General features: G+C 65.3%; 19 protein-coding genes. 10 read left to right on the top strand and 9 right to left on the bottom strand.

Annotation, left to right across the window (positions count from 1 at the left end; all coding sequences use genetic code 11):
• The first annotated feature begins 150 nt into the window (after nucleotides 1–150).
• On the top strand, nucleotides 151–1752 hold the full coding sequence (locus NMB40_RS00180) for an EAL domain-containing protein (RefSeq protein ID WP_494359751.1): 1602 nt from the start codon (nucleotides 151–153) through the stop codon (nucleotides 1750–1752).
• 139 nt (nucleotides 1753–1891) lie between these two features.
• A complete protein-coding gene (locus NMB40_RS00175; RefSeq protein WP_494359750.1) occupies nucleotides 1892–3502 on the top strand; it encodes an ABC-F family ATP-binding cassette domain-containing protein in 1611 nt (536 codons plus the stop codon).
• A gap of 9 nt (nucleotides 3503–3511) precedes the next feature.
• On the opposite strand, the gene NMB40_RS00170 is transcribed toward NMB40_RS00175, so the two are convergent.
• Complete coding sequence (locus NMB40_RS00170) at nucleotides 3512–4843, bottom strand: GTP-binding protein (RefSeq protein WP_494359749.1); 1332 nt, start codon at nucleotides 4841–4843, stop codon at nucleotides 3512–3514.
• A gap of 69 nt (nucleotides 4844–4912) precedes the next feature.
• Between NMB40_RS00170 and NMB40_RS00165 the strand changes: the two genes are divergently transcribed.
• On the top strand, nucleotides 4913–5284 hold the full coding sequence (locus tag NMB40_RS00165; RefSeq protein ID WP_494359748.1) for a MerC domain-containing protein: 372 nt from the start codon (nucleotides 4913–4915) through the stop codon (nucleotides 5282–5284).
• Between the two features lie 460 nt (nucleotides 5285–5744).
• On the top strand, nucleotides 5745–5951 hold the full coding sequence (locus tag NMB40_RS00160) for a hypothetical protein (RefSeq protein WP_494359747.1): 207 nt from the start codon (nucleotides 5745–5747) through the stop codon (nucleotides 5949–5951).
• Between the two features lie 369 nt (nucleotides 5952–6320).
• On the opposite strand, the gene NMB40_RS00155 is transcribed toward NMB40_RS00160, so the two are convergent.
• Nucleotides 6321–6656 (bottom strand): hypothetical protein, encoded by a 336-nt coding sequence (locus tag NMB40_RS00155; RefSeq protein ID WP_494359746.1) that lies wholly within the window; start codon nucleotides 6654–6656, stop codon nucleotides 6321–6323.
• Nucleotides 6657–6767: 111 nt separating this feature from the next.
• Between NMB40_RS00155 and NMB40_RS00150 the strand changes: the two genes are divergently transcribed.
• Nucleotides 6768–7193, top strand: a complete 426-nt coding sequence (locus tag NMB40_RS00150) for a hypothetical protein (protein ID WP_494359745.1) — start codon at nucleotides 6768–6770, stop codon at nucleotides 7191–7193.
• Between the two features lie 341 nt (nucleotides 7194–7534).
• Here NMB40_RS00150 and NMB40_RS00145 read toward each other — a convergent pair whose 3' ends face one another.
• Together NMB40_RS00145 and NMB40_RS00140 are read right to left on the bottom strand one after the other, a co-directional pair.
• The gene (locus NMB40_RS00145) at nucleotides 7535–8020 is read right to left on the bottom strand and encodes an REP-associated tyrosine transposase (RefSeq protein WP_494359744.1); all 486 of its coding nucleotides are present in this window, start codon (nucleotides 8018–8020) and stop codon (nucleotides 7535–7537) included.
• A gap of 97 nt (nucleotides 8021–8117) precedes the next feature.
• Nucleotides 8118–8939, bottom strand: a complete 822-nt coding sequence (locus NMB40_RS00140) for a hypothetical protein (RefSeq protein WP_494359743.1) — start codon at nucleotides 8937–8939, stop codon at nucleotides 8118–8120.
• 151 nt (nucleotides 8940–9090) lie between these two features.
• Here NMB40_RS00140 and NMB40_RS00135 point away from each other — a divergent pair, with 151 nt between their 5' ends.
• The 3 genes from NMB40_RS00135 (at nucleotide 9091) to NMB40_RS00125 (ending at nucleotide 11418) form a co-directional block, all read left to right on the top strand.
• Nucleotides 9091–9444, top strand: a complete 354-nt coding sequence (locus NMB40_RS00135; RefSeq protein WP_494359742.1) for a hypothetical protein — start codon at nucleotides 9091–9093, stop codon at nucleotides 9442–9444.
• 86 nt (nucleotides 9445–9530) lie between these two features.
• Nucleotides 9531–10373: a class I SAM-dependent methyltransferase gene (locus NMB40_RS00130; RefSeq protein ID WP_494359741.1), complete on the top strand. Its 843-nt coding sequence runs from the start codon at nucleotides 9531–9533 to the stop codon at nucleotides 10371–10373.
• Nucleotides 10374–10488: 115 nt separating this feature from the next.
• Nucleotides 10489–11418, top strand: a complete 930-nt coding sequence (locus NMB40_RS00125; protein ID WP_494359740.1) for a GAF domain-containing protein — start codon at nucleotides 10489–10491, stop codon at nucleotides 11416–11418.
• A 350-nt stretch (nucleotides 11419–11768) separates the two neighbouring features.
• Here NMB40_RS00125 and NMB40_RS00120 read toward each other — a convergent pair whose 3' ends face one another.
• The 4 genes from NMB40_RS00120 to NMB40_RS00105 form a co-directional block, all read right to left on the bottom strand.
• Nucleotides 11769–12581 carry an alpha/beta fold hydrolase gene (locus NMB40_RS00120; RefSeq protein ID WP_494359739.1) on the bottom strand — a complete coding sequence of 271 codons (813 nt, stop codon included), beginning with the start codon at nucleotides 12579–12581 and terminating at the stop codon, nucleotides 11769–11771.
• Nucleotides 12582–12717: 136 nt separating this feature from the next.
• Complete coding sequence (locus tag NMB40_RS00115) at nucleotides 12718–13662, bottom strand: XVIPCD domain-containing protein (protein ID WP_494359738.1); 945 nt, start codon at nucleotides 13660–13662, stop codon at nucleotides 12718–12720.
• 3 nt (nucleotides 13663–13665) lie between these two features.
• On the bottom strand, nucleotides 13666–14319 hold the full coding sequence (locus NMB40_RS00110; protein ID WP_494359737.1) for a hypothetical protein: 654 nt from the start codon (nucleotides 14317–14319) through the stop codon (nucleotides 13666–13668).
• Nucleotides 14320–14413: 94 nt separating this feature from the next.
• Nucleotides 14414–14785 (bottom strand): winged helix-turn-helix transcriptional regulator, encoded by a 372-nt coding sequence (locus tag NMB40_RS00105; protein WP_494359736.1) that lies wholly within the window; start codon nucleotides 14783–14785, stop codon nucleotides 14414–14416.
• A gap of 109 nt (nucleotides 14786–14894) precedes the next feature.
• Between NMB40_RS00105 and acuI the strand changes: the two genes are divergently transcribed.
• Both acuI and NMB40_RS00095 read left to right on the top strand, forming a co-directional pair.
• Nucleotides 14895–15884 carry an acrylyl-CoA reductase (NADPH) gene (gene acuI, locus NMB40_RS00100; protein ID WP_494359735.1) on the top strand — a complete coding sequence of 330 codons (990 nt, stop codon included), beginning with the start codon at nucleotides 14895–14897 and terminating at the stop codon, nucleotides 15882–15884.
• Between the two features lie 213 nt (nucleotides 15885–16097).
• Nucleotides 16098–17156, top strand: coding sequence for a S41 family peptidase (locus tag NMB40_RS00095; protein ID WP_494359734.1), 1059 nt, complete (start codon nucleotides 16098–16100; stop codon nucleotides 17154–17156).
• A gap of 233 nt (nucleotides 17157–17389) precedes the next feature.
• Here NMB40_RS00095 and NMB40_RS00090 read toward each other — a convergent pair whose 3' ends face one another.
• Nucleotides 17390–18532 (bottom strand): YncE family protein, encoded by a 1143-nt coding sequence (locus tag NMB40_RS00090; RefSeq protein WP_494359733.1) that lies wholly within the window; start codon nucleotides 18530–18532, stop codon nucleotides 17390–17392.
• Nucleotides 18533–18549 lie beyond the last annotated feature (17 nt).

Raw genomic sequence — 18549 nt, 5'->3', positions numbered from 1 at the left:
GAACCCGGCGTCGGCTTCACCTCGGCCATGCGACCCGATGCCGACACTGGGGAAATACCGACAGGAATCTACGTGAAGCCCTGTTCCAAACGAGCGTTCCAGATGGTCATATAGGGCTCAATCCAGGCCCCGACGGGCAGAGAGGTCCGCTTGAAGCGCGCCAGCACCATCGCCGCCATCGCGCTTGCCGCCCTCCTCGGGGCCATCCTGCCTGTGGCCGCGCTGGTCTACATCAGCTGGAGCCGCGCCCAGGTCGCCGAGACCGACCGCCTCGAGCGCACCGCCGAACGCACCCTGCAGCGCGCCCACCGCGCCTACGAGGCCGGCCTGCTGGCCCTGCGCAAGCTCAACCAGGCGCAGCTGCCCGGCTGCTCGCCCGAGCACCTCAAACTGATGCGCAGCCTGGCGCTGGGCACCACCTCGGCCGAACAGGTGGGCTACTTCGAGGAAGGCCGGCTGCGCTGCACCTCCTGGGGCATGGTCGACGACCTGGTGCCCGAACCCACCCCGGACCACATCACCGCCGACGGCGCCTCCATCACCTTGGGCGTGCGCCCGGTGGCCGGCGATGGCGCAGCCTCGCTGCTCTCGCTGCAGCTGGGCCGCCACGACATCCTAATGGACCCCTCCCGGTTCGTGGATGTCATCGCCGAACCCAACGTGCGGCTGGCGGTAGCCACCCCCGATGGCCGGCTGATCGCCCAGCAATCGATGGCCGACCCGGAACTGCTGCAGCGGCTGCTGCGCGAACCGCACAACGGGCATACCCCGCGCACGCTGTTTGCCAGCGCACAGGACCAGGAATGGCTGGCCATCGCCATCGCTCCCCGCGTCGGGCTGATGGCCGCCTTCCAGCAGCAGTTCTGGCAGCTGGTGCCGCTGGCCGTGGTGGGCGCGGTGCTGGCCACCGTCGCTGGCATCTGGCTCTCGCGCCGGCGGCTGTCGCTGCGCAACGAACTGTCCAGCGCGGTGCGCCGCCGCGAGTTCCGCATGGATTACCAGCCCATCATCGAACTGGACACCGGCATCTGCGTGGGTGCCGAAGCGCTGGTGCGCTGGTCGCGCGCCGACGGCACCCAGGTACGGCCGGATCTGTTCATTCCGGTCGCCGAGGAAACCGGCCTGATCGAAGCGCTCACCGACCACGTCATGGATCTGGTGATCAGCGACATGCGCGAGCTGCTCATCCACGACCGCAGCGCGCATATCGCCATCAACCTCTCCGCCGGCGATGTCAGCAGCGGGCGGGCGCTGAAGGTGCTGTCGGGCAAGCTGGTCGGCAGCGGCATCCACCCGCAGCAGATCTGGCTGGAAGCCACCGAACGCGGCTTCCTCGATATCCAGGGCGCACGCACGTCGCTTGCCGCCGCACGGCGTGCCGGACACTGCGTGGCCATCGACGATTTCGGCGTCGGCTACTCCAGCCTGCAATATCTGCAGCAGCTGCCGGTGGATGCGTTGAAGATCGACAAGTCGTTCATTGATTCCATCGGCACCCATAGCGTGACCAGCCCGGTCACCTCGCACATCATCGACATGGCCAAGACGCTGGGGCTGTTCACCGTGGCCGAGGGCATCGAAACCTCCGCCCAGCTCGCCTACCTGCAGTCGCGGCAGGTGGAGTTCGGGCAGGGCTGGCTGTTCTCGCGCCCGCTGCCGGCCCCGGAGTTCATTACCTTCCATGAGCAGCGGCGTACGCAGTATGGGAAGGCGCCGGAGGACATGCAGAACCCCAATTCGATCACCGAGTAGCCATATAATGCACACGCGGCATCCAGCCGTCCCCGTAATGAGGTGTGCCTGCATGCGCCAGTAATGCCGCCGTCGTTGGACGGCCAGTCTCCTTCCCGCCCTGTTCGCAGGGGGAGTCCTTGGCATTGCTGGAGGTCGCATGACCGCATTCACCCTCACGCTCGACCGCGTGACATTCACCCTGCCCGATGGCCGGGTGCTCTTCCCTGAGCTTTCTGCTTCGTTCGATACCACTCCCACCGGCCTGGTCGGTCGCAATGGCGTGGGCAAGAGCGTGCTCGGCCGCCTGCTGGCCGGGCAATTGCAGCCCAGCAGTGGGCACATCCAACGGCAAGGCCAGGTACACCTGTTGGCCCAGCACAGTGGTGTCCTGCCCGGCCGCATCGTCGACCTGGCCGGCCTCGCCCCGGTACTGGATTCGCTGGACCGGATCGAAGCCGGCAGCGTGGACCCGCACGACTTCGCCCTGGTGGGCGACCGCTGGACCCTCCGCGAGCAGTTGCAGGCGCAATGGCAGCGGCTCGGCCTGCCCGAGCTGGATCCCGCGCAGCCGGCCGCCACGCTCAGCGGCGGCCAGGCCATGCAGGTGGCGCTGGCCGGTGCCCTGCTTTCCGACGCGGATGCCCTGGTGCTGGACGAGCCCAGCAACCACCTCGACAGCGCGCATCGCAAGCGGTTGATCGATGCGCTGGCCCAATGGCGCGGCGGGCTGATCGTCATCAGCCATGATCGCGCACTGCTGCGCGAGATGCAGCGCATTGTCGAGCTCACTCCCAGCGGGCTGCGCAGCTACGGCGGCAACTACGACCTATATGCCGGACAGAAGCAGGCAGAGCAGGCCAACGCCGAAGCAGAGCTGGCCCTGCGCAAGCGCGAACGCCGGCAGGAGCAGGCCGCACTGCGCGAACAGCACGAGCGGCAGGAACGCCGCCAATCACGCGCGCAGCGCGATGCCCGCACCGCGAACCAGGCACCGATCCTGCTGGGTGGCATGAAGAACCGCGCCGAGAACAGCGCCGGCCGGCTGCAGGCGCAGCAGCTTGAACGGCGTGCAGCGGCCGACAGCCGTGTACGGGACGCGGCAGCGGCTGTGGATGAGGCCGCCCAGATCGCGATGCTCGGGCCCAGCCTGGCGGCGTCCGGTCCACAGCAGGTCGCCACGCTCACCAACGTGCACCTGCCGTGGGTCGGGGCGCCCTGGCAGGACATCACCCTGCACCTGCAGCGCGGCGACCGCATCGGCGTGCGTGGCCGCAATGGCAGTGGCAAGTCCACCCTGCTGCGGGTGCTGGCCGGTGAACTGCAGCCGCTCCGTGGCGAGGTCAAGCGCGCGGCCACCACCGCCCTGCTCGACCAGAGCCTGTCCTCGCTGCCCGCGCAGGACTCGGCACTGCAGCTGTTGCAGCGCGCGAACCCGATGGCCAGCGAGGGCACCCTGCGCACCCAGCTGGCCCTGCTCGGCCTGGATGCCGAGCGCAGCCTGCGTCCGCTGGGCACGCTGAGTGGTGGCGAGCGGGTCAAGGCCTCGCTGGCTGCGGTGCTCTACGCGGAAGTGCCGCCGCAACTGCTGCTGCTCGACGAGCCTGGCAACCACCTGGACCTGGCCTCGCTGGCCGCACTGGAGCAGATGCTCAACCAGTATCGCGGCAGCGTGGTGATCGTCTCGCACGACCAGTCCCTGCTGGATGCGGTGCAGCTGACCCATCAGCTGGATGCCAGCGAGGAGGGTTGGCAGTTGAAGCTGTTGTAGTCGCGTACATCAAGTACGCGCCCAAGCAGGAAATGCATCCGGCAACAGCTGCCACAACATCGGACCGGCCTGCATCTCGCCGTCATCCAACAGGCACGCATCCAACTCCGCGCGCACCGCGTGCTCATCCATCCCCACCCCGATCACCGCCAGCTCCTGGCGGCGATCGCCCCACCACGGGTGCCACATCCGGCGCATCGCCTGGTATTCGCCGGCATCGGCGACCTCATGCACGCCGGGCAACGGCGCGGTCCAGCACCCGGCCTGCTGCCGCACCCAGCCCACATCGGTGTACGGCACACGCGGCGGCGGCAACAGCGGCACCGTGTCTTCCAGCCCGGCCTCCACCCGCTCGCGCGCCGCGTACCAGAACCCTGCCGCCTGGGTGCGCGTGGCCGCGCCCACGCTGGACAGCTCACCCACCCAGTCCATGCGGTTGGCCAGCCAGAAGAATCCCTTGCTGCGGATCACGCTGCCCAACCCGTGTTCCAGAAGGCGCGCGAACCGCTGCGGATGGAACGGCCGGCGCGCGCGATACACGAAGCTGGTGATGCCGTACTCCTCGGTTTCCGGCGTGTGCTCGCCCCGCAGCGCCTGCATCCAGCCTGGCGCCAGCTGCGCGCGCACGAAATCAAAGCGGCGCGTATCCAACAGCTCATGCGCCGGGACATCACCGTTGCGCGACAGCATCAGCCGCGCATCGCGGTTCATCGCGCGCAGCACCGCCAGCGTCTGTTGCAGCAGGTCATCGTCCACCACATCGGCCTTGCTCACCACGATCACGTTGGCGAACTCGATCTGCTCGGCCAGCAGGTCCACCACCCCGCGCGTGTCGTCCGCCCCGGCCTGCTGCCCGTGGTCGGCCAGCAGCGCGTTGCTGCTGAAGTCCCGCAGGAAGTTCTGCCCATCCACCACCGTCACCAGCGTATCCAGCCGCGCGATGTCGTTGAGGCAGAACCCGGCGTCATCGCGCACCGAGAACGTAGCTGCCACCGGCATCGGCTCGGCGATGCCGGTCGATTCGATCAGCAGGTAGTCGTAGCGCCCTTCGGACGCCAGCCGCTTCACCTCCTGCAGCAGATCATCGCGCAGCGTGCAGCAGATGCAGCCATTGCTGAACTCCACCAGGGTTTCCTCGGTGCGGCTCAGTGCCGCCCCGCCGTCGCGCACCAGCTGCGCATCGATGTTGATCTCGCTCATGTCGTTGACGATCACCGCCACCCGCAGCCCCTCGCGGTTGCGCAGCAGCTGGTTGAGCAGGGTGGTCTTGCCCGCGCCAAGGAAACCGGACAGCACCGTGACCGGCAGGCGGGGGTCGAAAGAGGTGGCAGAGGCAGTCATGGTGGCGAAAGCTTGGAAGTGGACTTGAATGTTACTATATAACATCCATCGTTCCAGACCCCTTCCCCCATGAAGACCACCAACGCCCTGCTCGACGCCGGCGCCATCGCCCTTTCCAGCCTGTGCCTGCTGCACTGCCTGGCCCTGCCGCTGCTCGCCGCCGCCCTGCCGCTGATGGGGGTGTGGGCCGAAGCGGAGTGGGTACACATCGTGTTCGTGGCCATCGCCGCCCCGACCACCGGCTTCGCGCTATGGCGCGCCCACCGCCAGCAGCCGCTGCCGCCCATGGCGATCATCAGTGCAACCGCCGGTCTGCTTTTGCTTCTGGCGGGCGCAGCAGGGTGGCCGAGCCACGACGCCGAAACCCCCATGACGGTAGCCGGCAGCCTGCTCCTCGCCAGCACCCACATTTGGAACGCCTGGCGCCGCCATCGTCATTGACGCACCACACACCGTAGAGCCACGCCCTGCGTGGCTGGCGTCCGCCCACGCGCACCGGACGAAGGGCGAGCCAGGCAGGGCCTGGCTCTACCCCTGGTTGTACCTGCTATTACCTGACAGAGATTGTCCCGCGGTCGCTCCCACAAAGTCGGGGTATGCAACCCTCCATGCCTGTGGTCAGGAATCGTGAATCGTGTGCAAGGCAGCTTACACCCGCCTGATGGTTTCCAGAAAACGGCGCGTAGTAGTGCCTGGATATGTAGGTTCTGCAGCGGTAGTCAACGTGAACGCTCCCCTGCAGCGACCCCGCTTGGCTGCTTTGAAAGCTGATGTAACCAACTGCGGGGAAATTCACTTCAGCTTGAGTGCTCCCTGACGGCGCCCGCGCCGTTACATAATCTACGCTCCGGTCTTGCCCGGCGGTCGGAGCCCGAGCTCCAGAATGCGGTGACTGCTCTTCATGCAGCTCGACTTTACTGCAGTGCCATCCGGCGGCTTCCGGGGTGAACGTCACCTCGCCGTCAACGAATGGATCCAAGCCGGACTCTGCACAGTAAGCCCGGTGGTAGCCCTTCGTCCTTTCATCCTGTTCTTCAAACTCGTATCGAAGGTTTCCATCCGCGTTGACCTGAAATCGCTGCTCGATCCTCACCATGTTCCTTTTTGAATCGGGCCAAAGTGCGCTTCGTACAACGACCCTTCTGCCATCATCAAACTCTACTCTGTCCTGAAATTTTGGTTGATCTTTTGCGTGCACAGATAACGGGACGACCAACGCGATCATCAAGGAGACGCTTTTCATCATTGGGCAACAACCTGCAGTGATTGGAGTCGCTAGGTTCGCTTGGTTCAATCACACGATCTGTGCCCGACCTCTCTCAATCAGACCCCAACGATTCAATTTATCAATTGCAATCCAACTGCCGATTGGTATGCCCGATCAGCGCTCTCCTCCAACCCTGTAGAGCCACGACCTGCGTGGCTGGCTGCCAGTTGCACGTGCGCCGGGTGGAGGGCAGCCAGGCAGGGCCTGGCTCTACAGGCGGAATAGCATTCCTGCGAGGAACAACAACAGCGGCAGCGCGCTGATGACCGCGCCCACAATGCCCACCCATGGCCAGCGCTCGCGGCGTACGCGCGAGCCGATGGTCAGCAGCAGGCCCAGTACCGACGACGCAAGCACGCCTACCGCCACCCCGGCGCTTCCGACCAGCAGCCGCCCCATCTCCGGTGATGCCTGCGCCACGGCGTAGGCTGCCGCGAGGATCGCGGGCGCCACCAGCCAGCTGGCGGTGCCAAGCAGCGGCCACCGTTGGCCTGCACCAGGGGAATCGACACGGTTGTGCAGCGGTTGGGAAGTGGGTTGTGACATGTACTTGCTCCGTAGGTCTCCCCAACCGTACACCCAACGCAGCGCGTACACACCGCCTGCGCAGGCAAAGGCTCACGATGACCGTGAACCTGTCCCTGGGGGGGATCCGCCATGCGCTCTTTGCCGTTCCTGCTTCTACTGCCCAGCCTGTTGCTGCTCTCAGCCTGCCGGGACCGTGACAACGCCGCCGGTGTGTTCTCTTCCGACCCGCTGCTGGGCTGCTTCGCCACCCACCCCCGCAAGCCGGCCGAATTCCGCATCGAACAGCAGCAGGGGCAGTACTTCGTCTCCTTCAACCGCGACGAGCAATGGCAGCGCGACACCACGCCGCTGCAACTCTCCTCGCGCGCCGATATCGCCCGCTTCTTCAAGGATGACGCCGACCAGATCGACAAGGCGCTGGTGCGCCCCACGGGCGGCTTCGGTATTTTCCACTTCAATCCCGGCGCCACCCTCAAGGGCAAGGACAAAGACAGCGACTACATGGCGCTGGTCCTGATCGGTGCCGGCCCGGTGTTCCAGGTGACCTGCCCCTAGCGCCTCACCCAAGGCGCCGCCCTGCGGCGACCCTCGGATATGCAGTTGCCGCCGGGGTTTCCTCGTCGGTGCGGATCCCCACCGCACCAAACCCCGGTGTGACGTCCGCACGTAGCGGCGCATGTGCCGCCGTGCTCCCGCTCCCCTGTACGGCCGGCTCGCGCAGGCAGTGGAGCCTGCCTGCACCGGCGCAACCGCCCAACGCCGCGTCCGCCCTCGCTGCAGGGCCACACCCGGTAGCGGCATACGGCGGCGCGAATCCCCGCGCACAGGACGCGCCAGCCATCCGAGTCGGCCGCCCACCATCCAGCGCACGCCGCGCGGCACGGCCCGCCCGTACTTCAGCATGGCCCGCCCTCCCTGGCGCAGCGGCGGTGGATGGAGCTGTAGGGCCACTCGCAGGCCTCGCGCACGAACCCGTGCTGCACGGGATAGCTATGCACGTAGGCGATGTGGCGCTGGACCTCATCGGCATCGACTAACCGTCGCTCACGGAAGTCGGTGTGCCATAGCGGCCGCACGGCGCGGTCACGGCGCACCATAGCGCGGGGTGGATGGCCCGGCAGCTGGCGGTCGAACACCGCCTGGATCTGCAGCCATCGTCGGTGGCCGTCTTCGTCCCCATCCGGCAGGGTCCACACGCCATGCAGATGGTCAGGAAGCACCACGATGGCGTTGATCCGGAACGGCCGCGCCTGCTGCGCTACCCGGAATGCGAGCCGCAGTACCTGCGCGTGCTCCACCAGCAGGCGGCTGTAGCGATCACGAAGATGCGCGCTGAAGAAGTACGCGCTGCCGGGTTGCCAGGAGAGGTATTCAGTAGCCATGCGCGCAGTGTGCAAATCTGCGCGAGCGCGAACGATCAGGTCAGTGCGTGCAGCCGTGTCGGCGTGACACCTGACCAAGCGTCAGGCTGCGGCATGCTCAGGGCGCAGCGCGCGCGCCACCCAGCTCCTTCACACACTGCTGCTCCGCCGCAGCAACCACCCTCGACGCAAGATGGATGTCGGCGTCCATCGCCAACCGCTGGGCAGCCAGCGAGGTGGTCGGCAGCAGCCGGCGCAATGCATCACTGACAGGCACCGACCAGCTGTGCGGGCCCGCGTTCGCGGGTCCCGGCACAGGCAGCTCACCCAGCGTCCATGGCAGCATGAGCAGCGCCTGCGATTTCGACGAGATCACCCGGTCAGGCGCGTTACGGAACGAGATCACCACCCGCATCTCGGGGTAATCGTCAGTCCACGGCATCCCTTCGTAGTAAGCATCCAACTGGGTACGCAACGCAGCGCCACCCAGATGCGAAAACATGCGGTTGCGGATCTCCTCTTCCGTGTCACAGCCGGGCACGTTACCGCGTGCGGAGATCAACGCGTTCTCCATCATCCACGCCGCCGGCACCCTGCGTGCCACTACCTGCACCGCCCGCTCGCGCGGCCAGGGTGGCGCCGACAGCGCCCACACCAGTTCTCCCACCCGCTGCGCCGGCACTGTGGCCTGCGTGGTTTCAACGCCCTTGGCGGTTTCCACCATCGAGGTACGGGTAAACGCACGTTGGCCCCCGCTGCGCTGCAGTCGATGGACTTCGTCTGTATGGCTCCAGCCGCTGTACTGGTACTGGATCTCCACCGAGCGCACGTTGTCTATCGCGGCCGGTGGCGGCCCGCTGCCCGGCACGGCGCACGCCACCAGCAGTACGGAAGGTACGCAGCCAAGGAAGCGCAGAGCGACGCGGCGGAAGATAGGCATGCTGTCATTCTAGACCCGTCCACAGGTGACGCGACGCACAGTATTGAGCCTCTCAATCGCTCCAGTTCCGGCTCTGCAACGCAGTGCACGGCGACGGTCCGATAGACCGGGACAAAGTGCCCTCACCTCGGCCAACCGCGCAGCCCCTTCCATGTTCTCCGTGCTTCTGTTCCTGCTTGCCAGTACCCGTTCCGAGCCGTTCCCGCCCGGCTACCACGACCGTCCCGGATTCTCGGACGACGGCACCCACGTCATCATCCGTACCGCCCTGTGGGACGACTTCAGCGGCGGCAAGGCCCCGGTAGAGCAGGTCCTCATCCCCAACGCGGACGACTCCTTCACCTACCAGTACGCGCGCCAGTCCCGCGCCACGCGGATGTACCACGCCACCTACTGCTGGTTCCACCATATGTACCCCGAAGACTCGACCTTCAGCGGCCCCGGCACCTACGGTGGCTGGAGCTGCGGCCGCAGCACGGAACATCCACCGGCGCCCCCTGCGTGAACCAGCCCGGCGGCCATCTCGGTTACGATGCCCACCCCTTCCTGCCTGTCGGCCGGCTGCCCTGCAGCACGGTCCGCCCTGATCCCGTGACGCACTACACCGGCCCCCTGCTCACCCGCCCCCTCGCCGAAGCCCTGGTCCGCGCCCGCGATGCAGGTGCAACCGAGTGGACCGGCTCGCTCGATCTGGCACGCTCCACCGGCACGGCCACGCTGGGCGCGGAAAGCTGGCAGTGGAAGGGGGAAACCTATGCCTACCCGGGCAAGACCAAGGACCGCACCCTGTACTACTGGGATGGCGAGGAGTTCCTGGCGGTTTCCCGGTTCGGCACGGCGCTGATCAAGCTGGTGCCCACCGAGTGGGACGCGCCCACCTTCGAGATCGACGGCATCAAGATGCTGCCCAGCGCGCAGGTGTCGCCCTTTGAAGATGCGCGCCGCAAGGTGGCGCTGGTGGCCCCGGCCGGCAAGACCGTGCTCGATACCTGCGGCGGGCTGGGCTACTTCGCCGCCTGCTGCCTGGAAGCCGGGGTGACCCGCATCCAGTCGTTCGAGAAGAATCCGGATGTGCTGTGGCTGCGCACGCTCAACCCGTGGTCGCCCGACCCGGATGCGCCCAGCAGCGGCGGCCGGCTGTCACTCACCCAGGGCGATGTATCGCAGGCGATCGAGGCACTGGAAAGCAGTTCGGCGGATGCCATCCTGCATGACCCGCCGCGCTTCGGCATTGCCGGCGAGCTCTACTCGCAGGTGTTCTATGACCAGCTGGCGCGGGTGATCCGCAAGGGCGGGCGCATGTTCCATTACACCGGCGCGCCCAACAAGCTCACCAGCGGCCGCGACGTCCCGCGTGAAGTGGCCAAGCGGCTGGAGAAGGCCGGCTTCAAGGCGGAGCTGGCGCTGGATGGCGTGCTCGCGGTCAAGCGTTGAAATGCACCAACCGCACGCCCACATGAATCGGCAGGCGGCTCTCTACCTGGGCTTAACCTGAACGATTGGCGGCTGACCTAGGCTTGGGCCATGTCCACGTCTTCCAGGTAGCTGCATGACCCCAAGCCCCTTTGCCACTGTCGACGAAGCCGAGCGCCAGCGCGCCCTCGATGCACTGCACATCGTTGGCAGCCTGCCGGAACCCGCCTACGACGACATCGTCAAAGTCGCCGCCGCTGTCTGCGGCACCCCGATGGCGCTGGTGACCCTGATCGACCGCGACCGCCAGTGGTTCAAGGCCCGCACCGGGCTGGAGGGCATCCAGACCGAACGCAACGTGGCCGTGTGCGACCACGCCATTCGCCAGCCCACCCAGCTGATGGAAGTAGGCGACCTCTCGCAGGATGCGCGCTTCGCCGACAACCCCGTGCTGAAGGACATCGGCGCCCGCTTCTATGCCGGCATGCCACTGGTCACCGAAAGCGGCGCCGCCGTGGGCAGCGTGTGCGTGGTGGACCTCAACCCGCGCGAGCTCAACCCCACCCAGCGCGAAGCCCTGCAGGCCCTGGCCCGCCTGACCATGAACCTGATGGAGGGCCGCAGCCGCGAACGCGAGCAGCAGGTGGCCGCCATCCTCGACCACGGCGTGGCCGAAGAAGCGGCCATCGCCCCCGACGCGGCCGGTGCTTACACCGTGGTGATCCTGGAACTACAGAACTTGTCCGAACTGGCCCAACGCCTCGGCGAGCGCACGCTGGAACGCCAGCTGCAGCAGCTGGACCAGGCGCTGGAGCAGTGCCTGGACGCAGCGCGCGGCGACAGCATCAACCGGGTCACCGGCAGCGGCGAATTCATCGCCGTGCTGGGCAGCAGTGAGCCCAGCGACACGTTGGCGAGGTTCGATCAGGTAGCCCGCAATCTGCAGGAGAACGCAGGCGCCCTACTGCTGCGCGGCGCAGCATCAACCACCACCGCCGAATCCAACACTGCCGTATTCCTGCGCGCCGACCAGGCCCTGAGCGCCGCGAAGGATGCCCCGCGCTGAGTAACGCAGGGCATCCACCGCCTTCGGACCAATCACCTACGTTTCGTGGGCCGATCACCCTCGTAGAGCCACGCCCTGCGTGGCTGAACGGGCCGACCCAGCTCAATCCCCCCGAGGCAACTTGGCAGCCCACATGTTATCCACCAGATTCGGATAAGCGCGCCCATTCTCCTCAGCCCGCTGCCGCGCCGCATCCTTCTGCGAAGCGGACAGCGGCTGCCCTTTCCCGGCCTTCCTGGGACTGGGCTTCTTCCAAGGCGGCGTAGTGCTCTTAGGCATGAACCCTTCCCAATGGCGAATCGTAGCGACACGCCATGCGTGTCCAGCGCGATGCAGGATACCTCAGGGAATCAACGCCCCAGGAACTCCACCAACGCCGCATTGAACTGCTCCGGATGACTCGCATTACACCCATGCGGCGCATCCTCAAGCACCACCACCGAACTACCGGCAATGGCAGCATGCGTACGCCTGCCCGAACCTTCAAACGGCACCGTCCCGTCGCTATCACCATGCAACACCAGCGTGGGCACGGTCACCCTCTTTAGATCCCCGCGGAAATCGGTAGTACCAAACGCCTTCATGCACCCCAGCGCAGCAGTCTGATCCGACTGCTTGCACAGCGTGATCGCCTCCTGCCGCTGCTTCTCGCTGACCTTCAGCACACCCTTGGCAGTGAAGAAGCCCGTGGTGAACCCATCAAAGAATGAATCCCGGTCGCTCTCCAGATCCCGCCGCATCTGATCGGCCTTCGACTGCGTGAGCGGCCCCTCGGGGTTATCAGGCGTCTGCAGCAGGTAGGGCGGCACCGCCGCAGCAAACACCACGCTGCGCAACCGCTCCTCGCCATGCCGGGTGATGTAGCGCGCCACTTCACCACCGCCCATCGAGAACCCCACCAGCGTGACATCGCGGAGGTCCAGGTCGTTGATCACACCAGCAAGATCATCAGCCAGCGTGTCGTACTCATACCCATCAGCAGGCTTGTCCGAACGCCCAAAACCGCGGCGATCATAGGCAACCACGCGATAGCCAGCGGCTTTCAGCACAGGCACCTGCGCCTCCCACGATTCGGCCGACAACGGCCAGCCATGGATGAGAACAACAGGACGGCCGGTACCACCGGAATCTTCAACGTGCAGGCGAACGCGGGATGCAGTCATGGGGGAGCCTTCGTGTTTCGAAATGAACCTTGACGATAGACAACCCGCCAGGCCACCCCCGTGAACGAATCCGCCGGCACCATGACGTGGCATGCACGCGTGCCAGACCCACTCTCCACAAGCACCACCAGAGGCCTCAGCCCATCTGGCGGGCGCTGACCTCACGGTGCTGGGACTGTACCTGCTCTTTCTGTATCACCAGCTGCTGCTGGGCAAGCTGTTCGCCGCGTTCCAACGAAACTTCCACCGGCGTCTGCGCCGCCAGGGCAGTTGGCATGGAAGCACGAAGATGTCCCGGGTCGTTTCTCTCGCCTTGGACGACGAAGATGTTCTCCGCCGCCGCTGAGTTCTGGGTGCGGTCACTGAGCATCACGTGGTCGACGCGGGACAGGCCGTTCTGCTTGGCCAGCACATACAGGCTGGCGCTGAGCTGCTCACTGGCTGGGTCGGACGTTCGGCCGTGCGCGGCATCCAGCTCGGCGACCTTTTCCCGGATCTGACCCAGCATGGGGTCTCGTCTCACACCTTCGTACGAATCATTCTCTGAGAGTAGCCGCTGCATCAGCGATCGCTTCGGCAAATCGTTGTTGATTTCGGTGTTCAGCTTGCTGCCCGGAATCGGGTCCGGGATGCTCTCGATTTCACGCTTGTTATTGAGCGGCTTTACCGCGCCCTCGAATCCCTGATCCTGCCCCGACTTTGTTTGACGGTGCAGGCCCGCGTGATTGAGCGCACCCCAGGTAAAATCGATGCAGCTGTTGGACAGCCCGCCGTACTCCATGCTGAAGCCATGCTTGGACGGGTCCTTGCCGTACTCAACGATACGATCAAACTGTTCCTTGGTGATCTCCATCGTCCGTGCGTAGAAAGGATTCTGGTAATCCAGGCTATCGCGGTTGGTGATCGCCCCAGGCCCGCTGGTAGCGCCATGCTTGATCGGTGCGAAACCGTAGCTGCGTGACCATTCGCCGTGCTCAACCGACAGATACATGTGGCCTGCGGCTGATGTTCCTCCTTCGGCCAGCGGTGTCCCGGGGGCTGCCACGTATACGGTAACGGTATAGGGTGCTTCCTTGCTCATGGGTCACTTCGCCTTCTTGAAGTAAGCAACAAGCAGCTCAGCGGTCTCCTCCTGGAACTCCGCGTGATCCCCGGTCAACTCAATGGTGAGGCGGTAGTGCCCGGGCTGAATGTTCTCTGCGTACGCAAACTGAAGCACGTCATAGTAGTGGGCTTTATCAACCAGGCCCGCACCCTGCAGCAGTGACGGGTCAACACCTGACGTGGTCAAGCCAGGTACCGCGCCGTCAGGGGCGACCTGAAAGCTGTCACGAAGATTCGGGGCATCCCTTGTCAAGGGCACCGTCTTGATTGCACCGTCCTCAATGCGGATCAGATTCACCTTGGCAGCGATCCCTGCTTCCACCAGCCGCATGGATAGTGCGGTCCCGGACTCGGTATCCGGTCTGACTAACCGCATGCCCAACATCAAGTCAGGTGAGGCATTGGGCCCGGGCGGTGGAAGTTCGAACTCTACATTCGCCACCTCGCCCGCCTTGTCCAACGTAATGGGTCGGGTAAGCGGAACTTCAGTGCGCATCGCAGCGTTCTCCTTGTTGACCTCCAGGTTGGGCTTGGCGGCATCCGCCTCGCGCCCGCACGCGGCAAGGCCGGCAATCGCAAGCAGCGTTGCGGCGCTCAACAGCATCGATCGGGTGGCCCGAAGCATCTTGGTCATATCTGTTCCTGATACGGCTGATCCAGCCTTCGTAGTCTGGGGCACGTGACTACTCCGAAGAATAGGAAAACCCCTACTCACAGCTTGAGCCACGTCACAGTTCAGTCGCGTCGCCGTCGCCCCGCGTTTCCGCCTGCTCCCGATTCTTCTTCTTGTACGCCGTCCCCCAGTCCCGCATCGCCAGCAACACCGGCACCAGCGTCTGCCCCAGCTCCGAAAGCCGGTACTCCACCTTCGGCGGCACCTCGGGGTACACATGCCGCACCACCACGCCATCGGCCTCCAGCTCCCGGAGCTGACTGGTCAACATCGACTGGGTGGCGTTGGGAATCAGCCGGGTCAGCTCCATGAAGCGCTTGGTGCCTGACACCAGATAGAACAGGATCACCGGCTTCCACGTGCCGCCCATGACCGAAAGCGTAGCCTCTACGCTGCAGCCGGTTTTGCCATATACGCGCCGTGCCATTACGGGATACTCCTGAAAACCGTAGTACCTATGGAAAAGCATAGTTCTTGTGACATCCACGGCACGACCATAGCATGCAGCTCATGTCCCCCGAAGGTGATGCACGCCCATGAAATTCAATGCCCTGCTGGCCAGCAAAGACGATGGCCAGGTATCCACCACGCTGGTGAGCTTTGACGAAGCGGACCTGCACGACGGCGATGTGCTGGTGCAGGTGGACTACTCCACGCTGAACTACAAAGACTCGCTGGCGATGACCAACCGCTCTCCGATCATCCGCAGCTTCCCGATGATTCCCGGCATCGACCTGGCCGGCACCGTACTCGAATCCAGCCACGCCGGTTTCCGCGCAGGCGAGCGCGTGGTGCTCAACGGCTACGGCCTGAGCCAGACCCACCACGGCGGCCTGGCACAGCGCGCGCGGGTGCCAGGCCAGTGGCTGGTGAAGTTGCCCGACAGCATCAGCAGCAAAGACGCCATGGCCATCGGCACCGCCGGCTACACCGCCATGCTGTGCGTGCTGGCGCTGGAACATGGCGGCGTGAAGCCCGAGCACGGCGACATCCTGGTGACCGGCGCCAACGGCGGCGTGGGCTCCATCGCCGTGGCGATCCTCTCGAAGCTGGGCTACCGCGTGGTGGCCTCCACCGGCCGGCCGGAGCACGCGCAGTACCTGAAGGACCTGGGCGCCGCCGAGCTCATCGACCGCGCCACGCTCGCCGCCCCGCGCACACGTGGGCTGGATGCCGAGCGCTGGGCAGGCGTGGTCGATGTAGCTGGCAGCCACACGCTGGCGAATGCGCTGGCGCAGACAAAATATCGCGGCGTGGTGGCTGCGGCCGGGCTGGCGCAGGGCGATGACCTGACCACGTCGGTGCTGCCCTTCATCCTGCGCAACGTGACCTTGGCCGGTATCGATTCGGTGCAGGCACCGCACAGCGTGCGCGAGAAAGCCTGGACGCGGTTGGCGACCGATCTGGACCTGGGCAAGCTCGCCAGCACGGTAGAGTTGATCGGCCTGAAAGACGTGCTGGAGATCTTCCCGGCATTCCTGGAAGGCAAGGTGCGCGGCCGGTTGGTAGTGGACGTAAACGCCTGAGCACCACACGCTAAGATGGACGGCGCAACGCAGCGCTTCAAGCGTATGCAATCGTCGGGCGCCAGAACCGGGCGCCCGACCCACCGGTAGGGTCGCACCCCAGTCGACTGCACGTACCAGTGCAACAGTCGATGGCGGCATGACCCAAAGCGAAGGCACCAACGTTCCAGCAAAGACGGAGAGCAACACGTGGCAACGGCTAAAGGATTAGCAGTGCTGGGCGCCAGCGCAGCACTAGCAGCAGGAAGCATACTCACAGCAATCGCTGCCACTTCTCCCAGTGCGTCCGCATGGCCGGACGTACGCGAAAGCATCCTGCAGCTCCTGGAACAACGCGCCCTCTACCGCGACAAGATCGACTGGCCGGCCGCGCGCCAGCAGATACATCAAGCCAACGGAACCGCAGAAGCCGACAAGATCCTGGACCAGCTGATCGCCCGCAGCACAGGCAACCACGGCCGCTGGATCCGCGGATCGCAGATGTCGCGCGGCACTGGAGGAATGCCGCGTGTAGCAAGTGCCGAAGCGCTGCATCGTCCACATCCGCAGGCAGCGACCTCCAGCCGAGGGCCCGACCGCACCGATGAAGCCGATCCCATCGGCTGGATTTCCATCCCTCCTTTCATGCAGAACTCGATGGAACCCCGCGAGGTTCTGGATCGGCAGCGGTTGACGTTCGCACGGCAGTTGCAGTCTCAGCTCGGAAGAGAAGATGAGCGAGATCGCTGCGGTTGGATCGTGGATCTTCGGCAGAACCAGGGCGGCAACATGTGGCCCATGCTGGTGGGAATAGCACCGCTGCTTTCCACGGATCCGAAGCATCGAGAGGTGATTGGCGCATTCATCGGCGGCCCGGAACGCCAGACCTGGAGCATCGATTCCGGTCTCGTACTGCTGGATGAGCGTGCCCCCGTGGCACTGGATTCTCCGGCGTACTCCCTGCGTCACCCCGCTCCACCGGTGGCGGTGCTTATCGGGCCCAAAACCGGCAGTTCCGGTGAAGCAGTGGCACTGGCCTTCAGGGGTCGCCCTGCCACACGAAGCTTCGGCCAGGCGAGTGCTGGTTACTCCACGGCCAACGTTCCAACCCGTCTTCCGGACGGCAGCATCCTGTTGCTCACAGGCTCGGTGTCAGTTGACCGGAACCTCAAAGGCGATGGCGGGAACCTGCAGCCGGATGTCACTGTCAGCAACGCAGCGGATGCCGAGCAATCAGCACGCAATTGGCTGCTTGCGCAACCTCAATGCCGCGCAATGGCCTCCAACCGGTAGGGTCGCACCCCAGTCGACTGCACGCAGCAGTGCACCAGCCGATTGCGGCATGACCAGAAACGAAGCCACCCGCTCCAACGGCATCAACCAGCCTTAGCGTGCCCGCTTCCAACTACGCCAGGCAGCACTCCGGCTCTCGCCTCCCGGGTCGTAACATGAAATTTCACCGTAACGCAGCACGTGTTACAGCGAAAAATCATGTTACGACGTGAGCCGCAGGAGTCAGTCAGCCCTTACAGCGCAATCCGCGCCACAGACTCCTCACTCCCCTTCTCGTCCTTGTCCCCATTCTTGATGGTCACGTACAGGACGTTCTTCTTAGCATCCAGCGCCAGGCTGTTCGGGTGGGTCGGCACGTCATAGGTGCCCACCTTCTTGTAGCTCTCGCTGTCATACGCCGTCACCGTGCCCGCTTCGCGGTTGGTCACGTAGAGGCGCTTGCGCGGTGCATCCAGCAGCAGGCCCAGCGGGCCGGCGTCGGTGGCGATGCTGGCAAGTTCCTTGCCGGTGGTGGGGTCCAGCACCAGCACGCGCTGGCCCGGGTGCTTGGAGACGAAGCCCGGAATGCTGCTGCCCTGGTACTTGCGGATCATCTCCAGGCCCTGGTCGGTCACGAACAGGCGCTTGCCGCTCGGGTCCAGTACCAGGTTCATCGGCTGCTCGGCGCTGATCTTCAGGCGGTTTTCCACCTTGCCGCTCTCGGTGCCCACGGTGACCACTTCACCCAGCAGGTTGGAGGTGAGCACGCGCTTGTTGGCGGCATCCAGGGTCAGGCCGGGCGCCTTGGCGTTGCCCAGGCCCGGAATGGTGTTGATCAGCTTCAGCGACTGGGTATCCACCACGAACAGCACGCTGCCTTCGCCGGAGTGGCCGGTGACATACAGGCGGTTGTTCGGCGAATCCACCACCAGCTCGCGCAGGTCGTGGGTGTAGCCGGCCTTGCCATCCTTGCCGACCTTCTTCTCCATCAGCTGCACGATGCCCACGGCCTTGTTGGAGGCGGTGTCGACCACGGTCACCGAGGTATCCACGGTGTTGCCCACGTACAGGCGGTTGTGGGCGTCATCGAGCACCACGCCGAAGGCTTTGCGCTCCAGCGGGATCCTGGCTTCCACCGCGAGCGAATCCGGGTTCAGGCGCAGCACCTGAGCCGGGCCGGCGGCATCGCCGAAGCCGCCGGAGGAGGCCACGAACAGCGCGTTCTGGGTGGGGCTGAAGGCCAGCTCGTACAGGCCCTGGGCAACGGCGGCGCGCTGCACGGAGGAGGCGGCGGCAGTAGTGGCGGCCTTTTCAGCGGCAAAGGCAGACGGGGCGCCAAGGGTCAGGCTGACGGCCAGCGCCAGGGCGGCCGAACGGAACAGGGAACGAGGGTACATGCGAGCGTCCTTGTGAG

The sequence above is a fragment of the Stenotrophomonas sp. FBCC-B152 genome (genome assembly GCF_059134105.1).
This window is presented reverse-complemented; position numbering and strand designations above follow the sequence as displayed.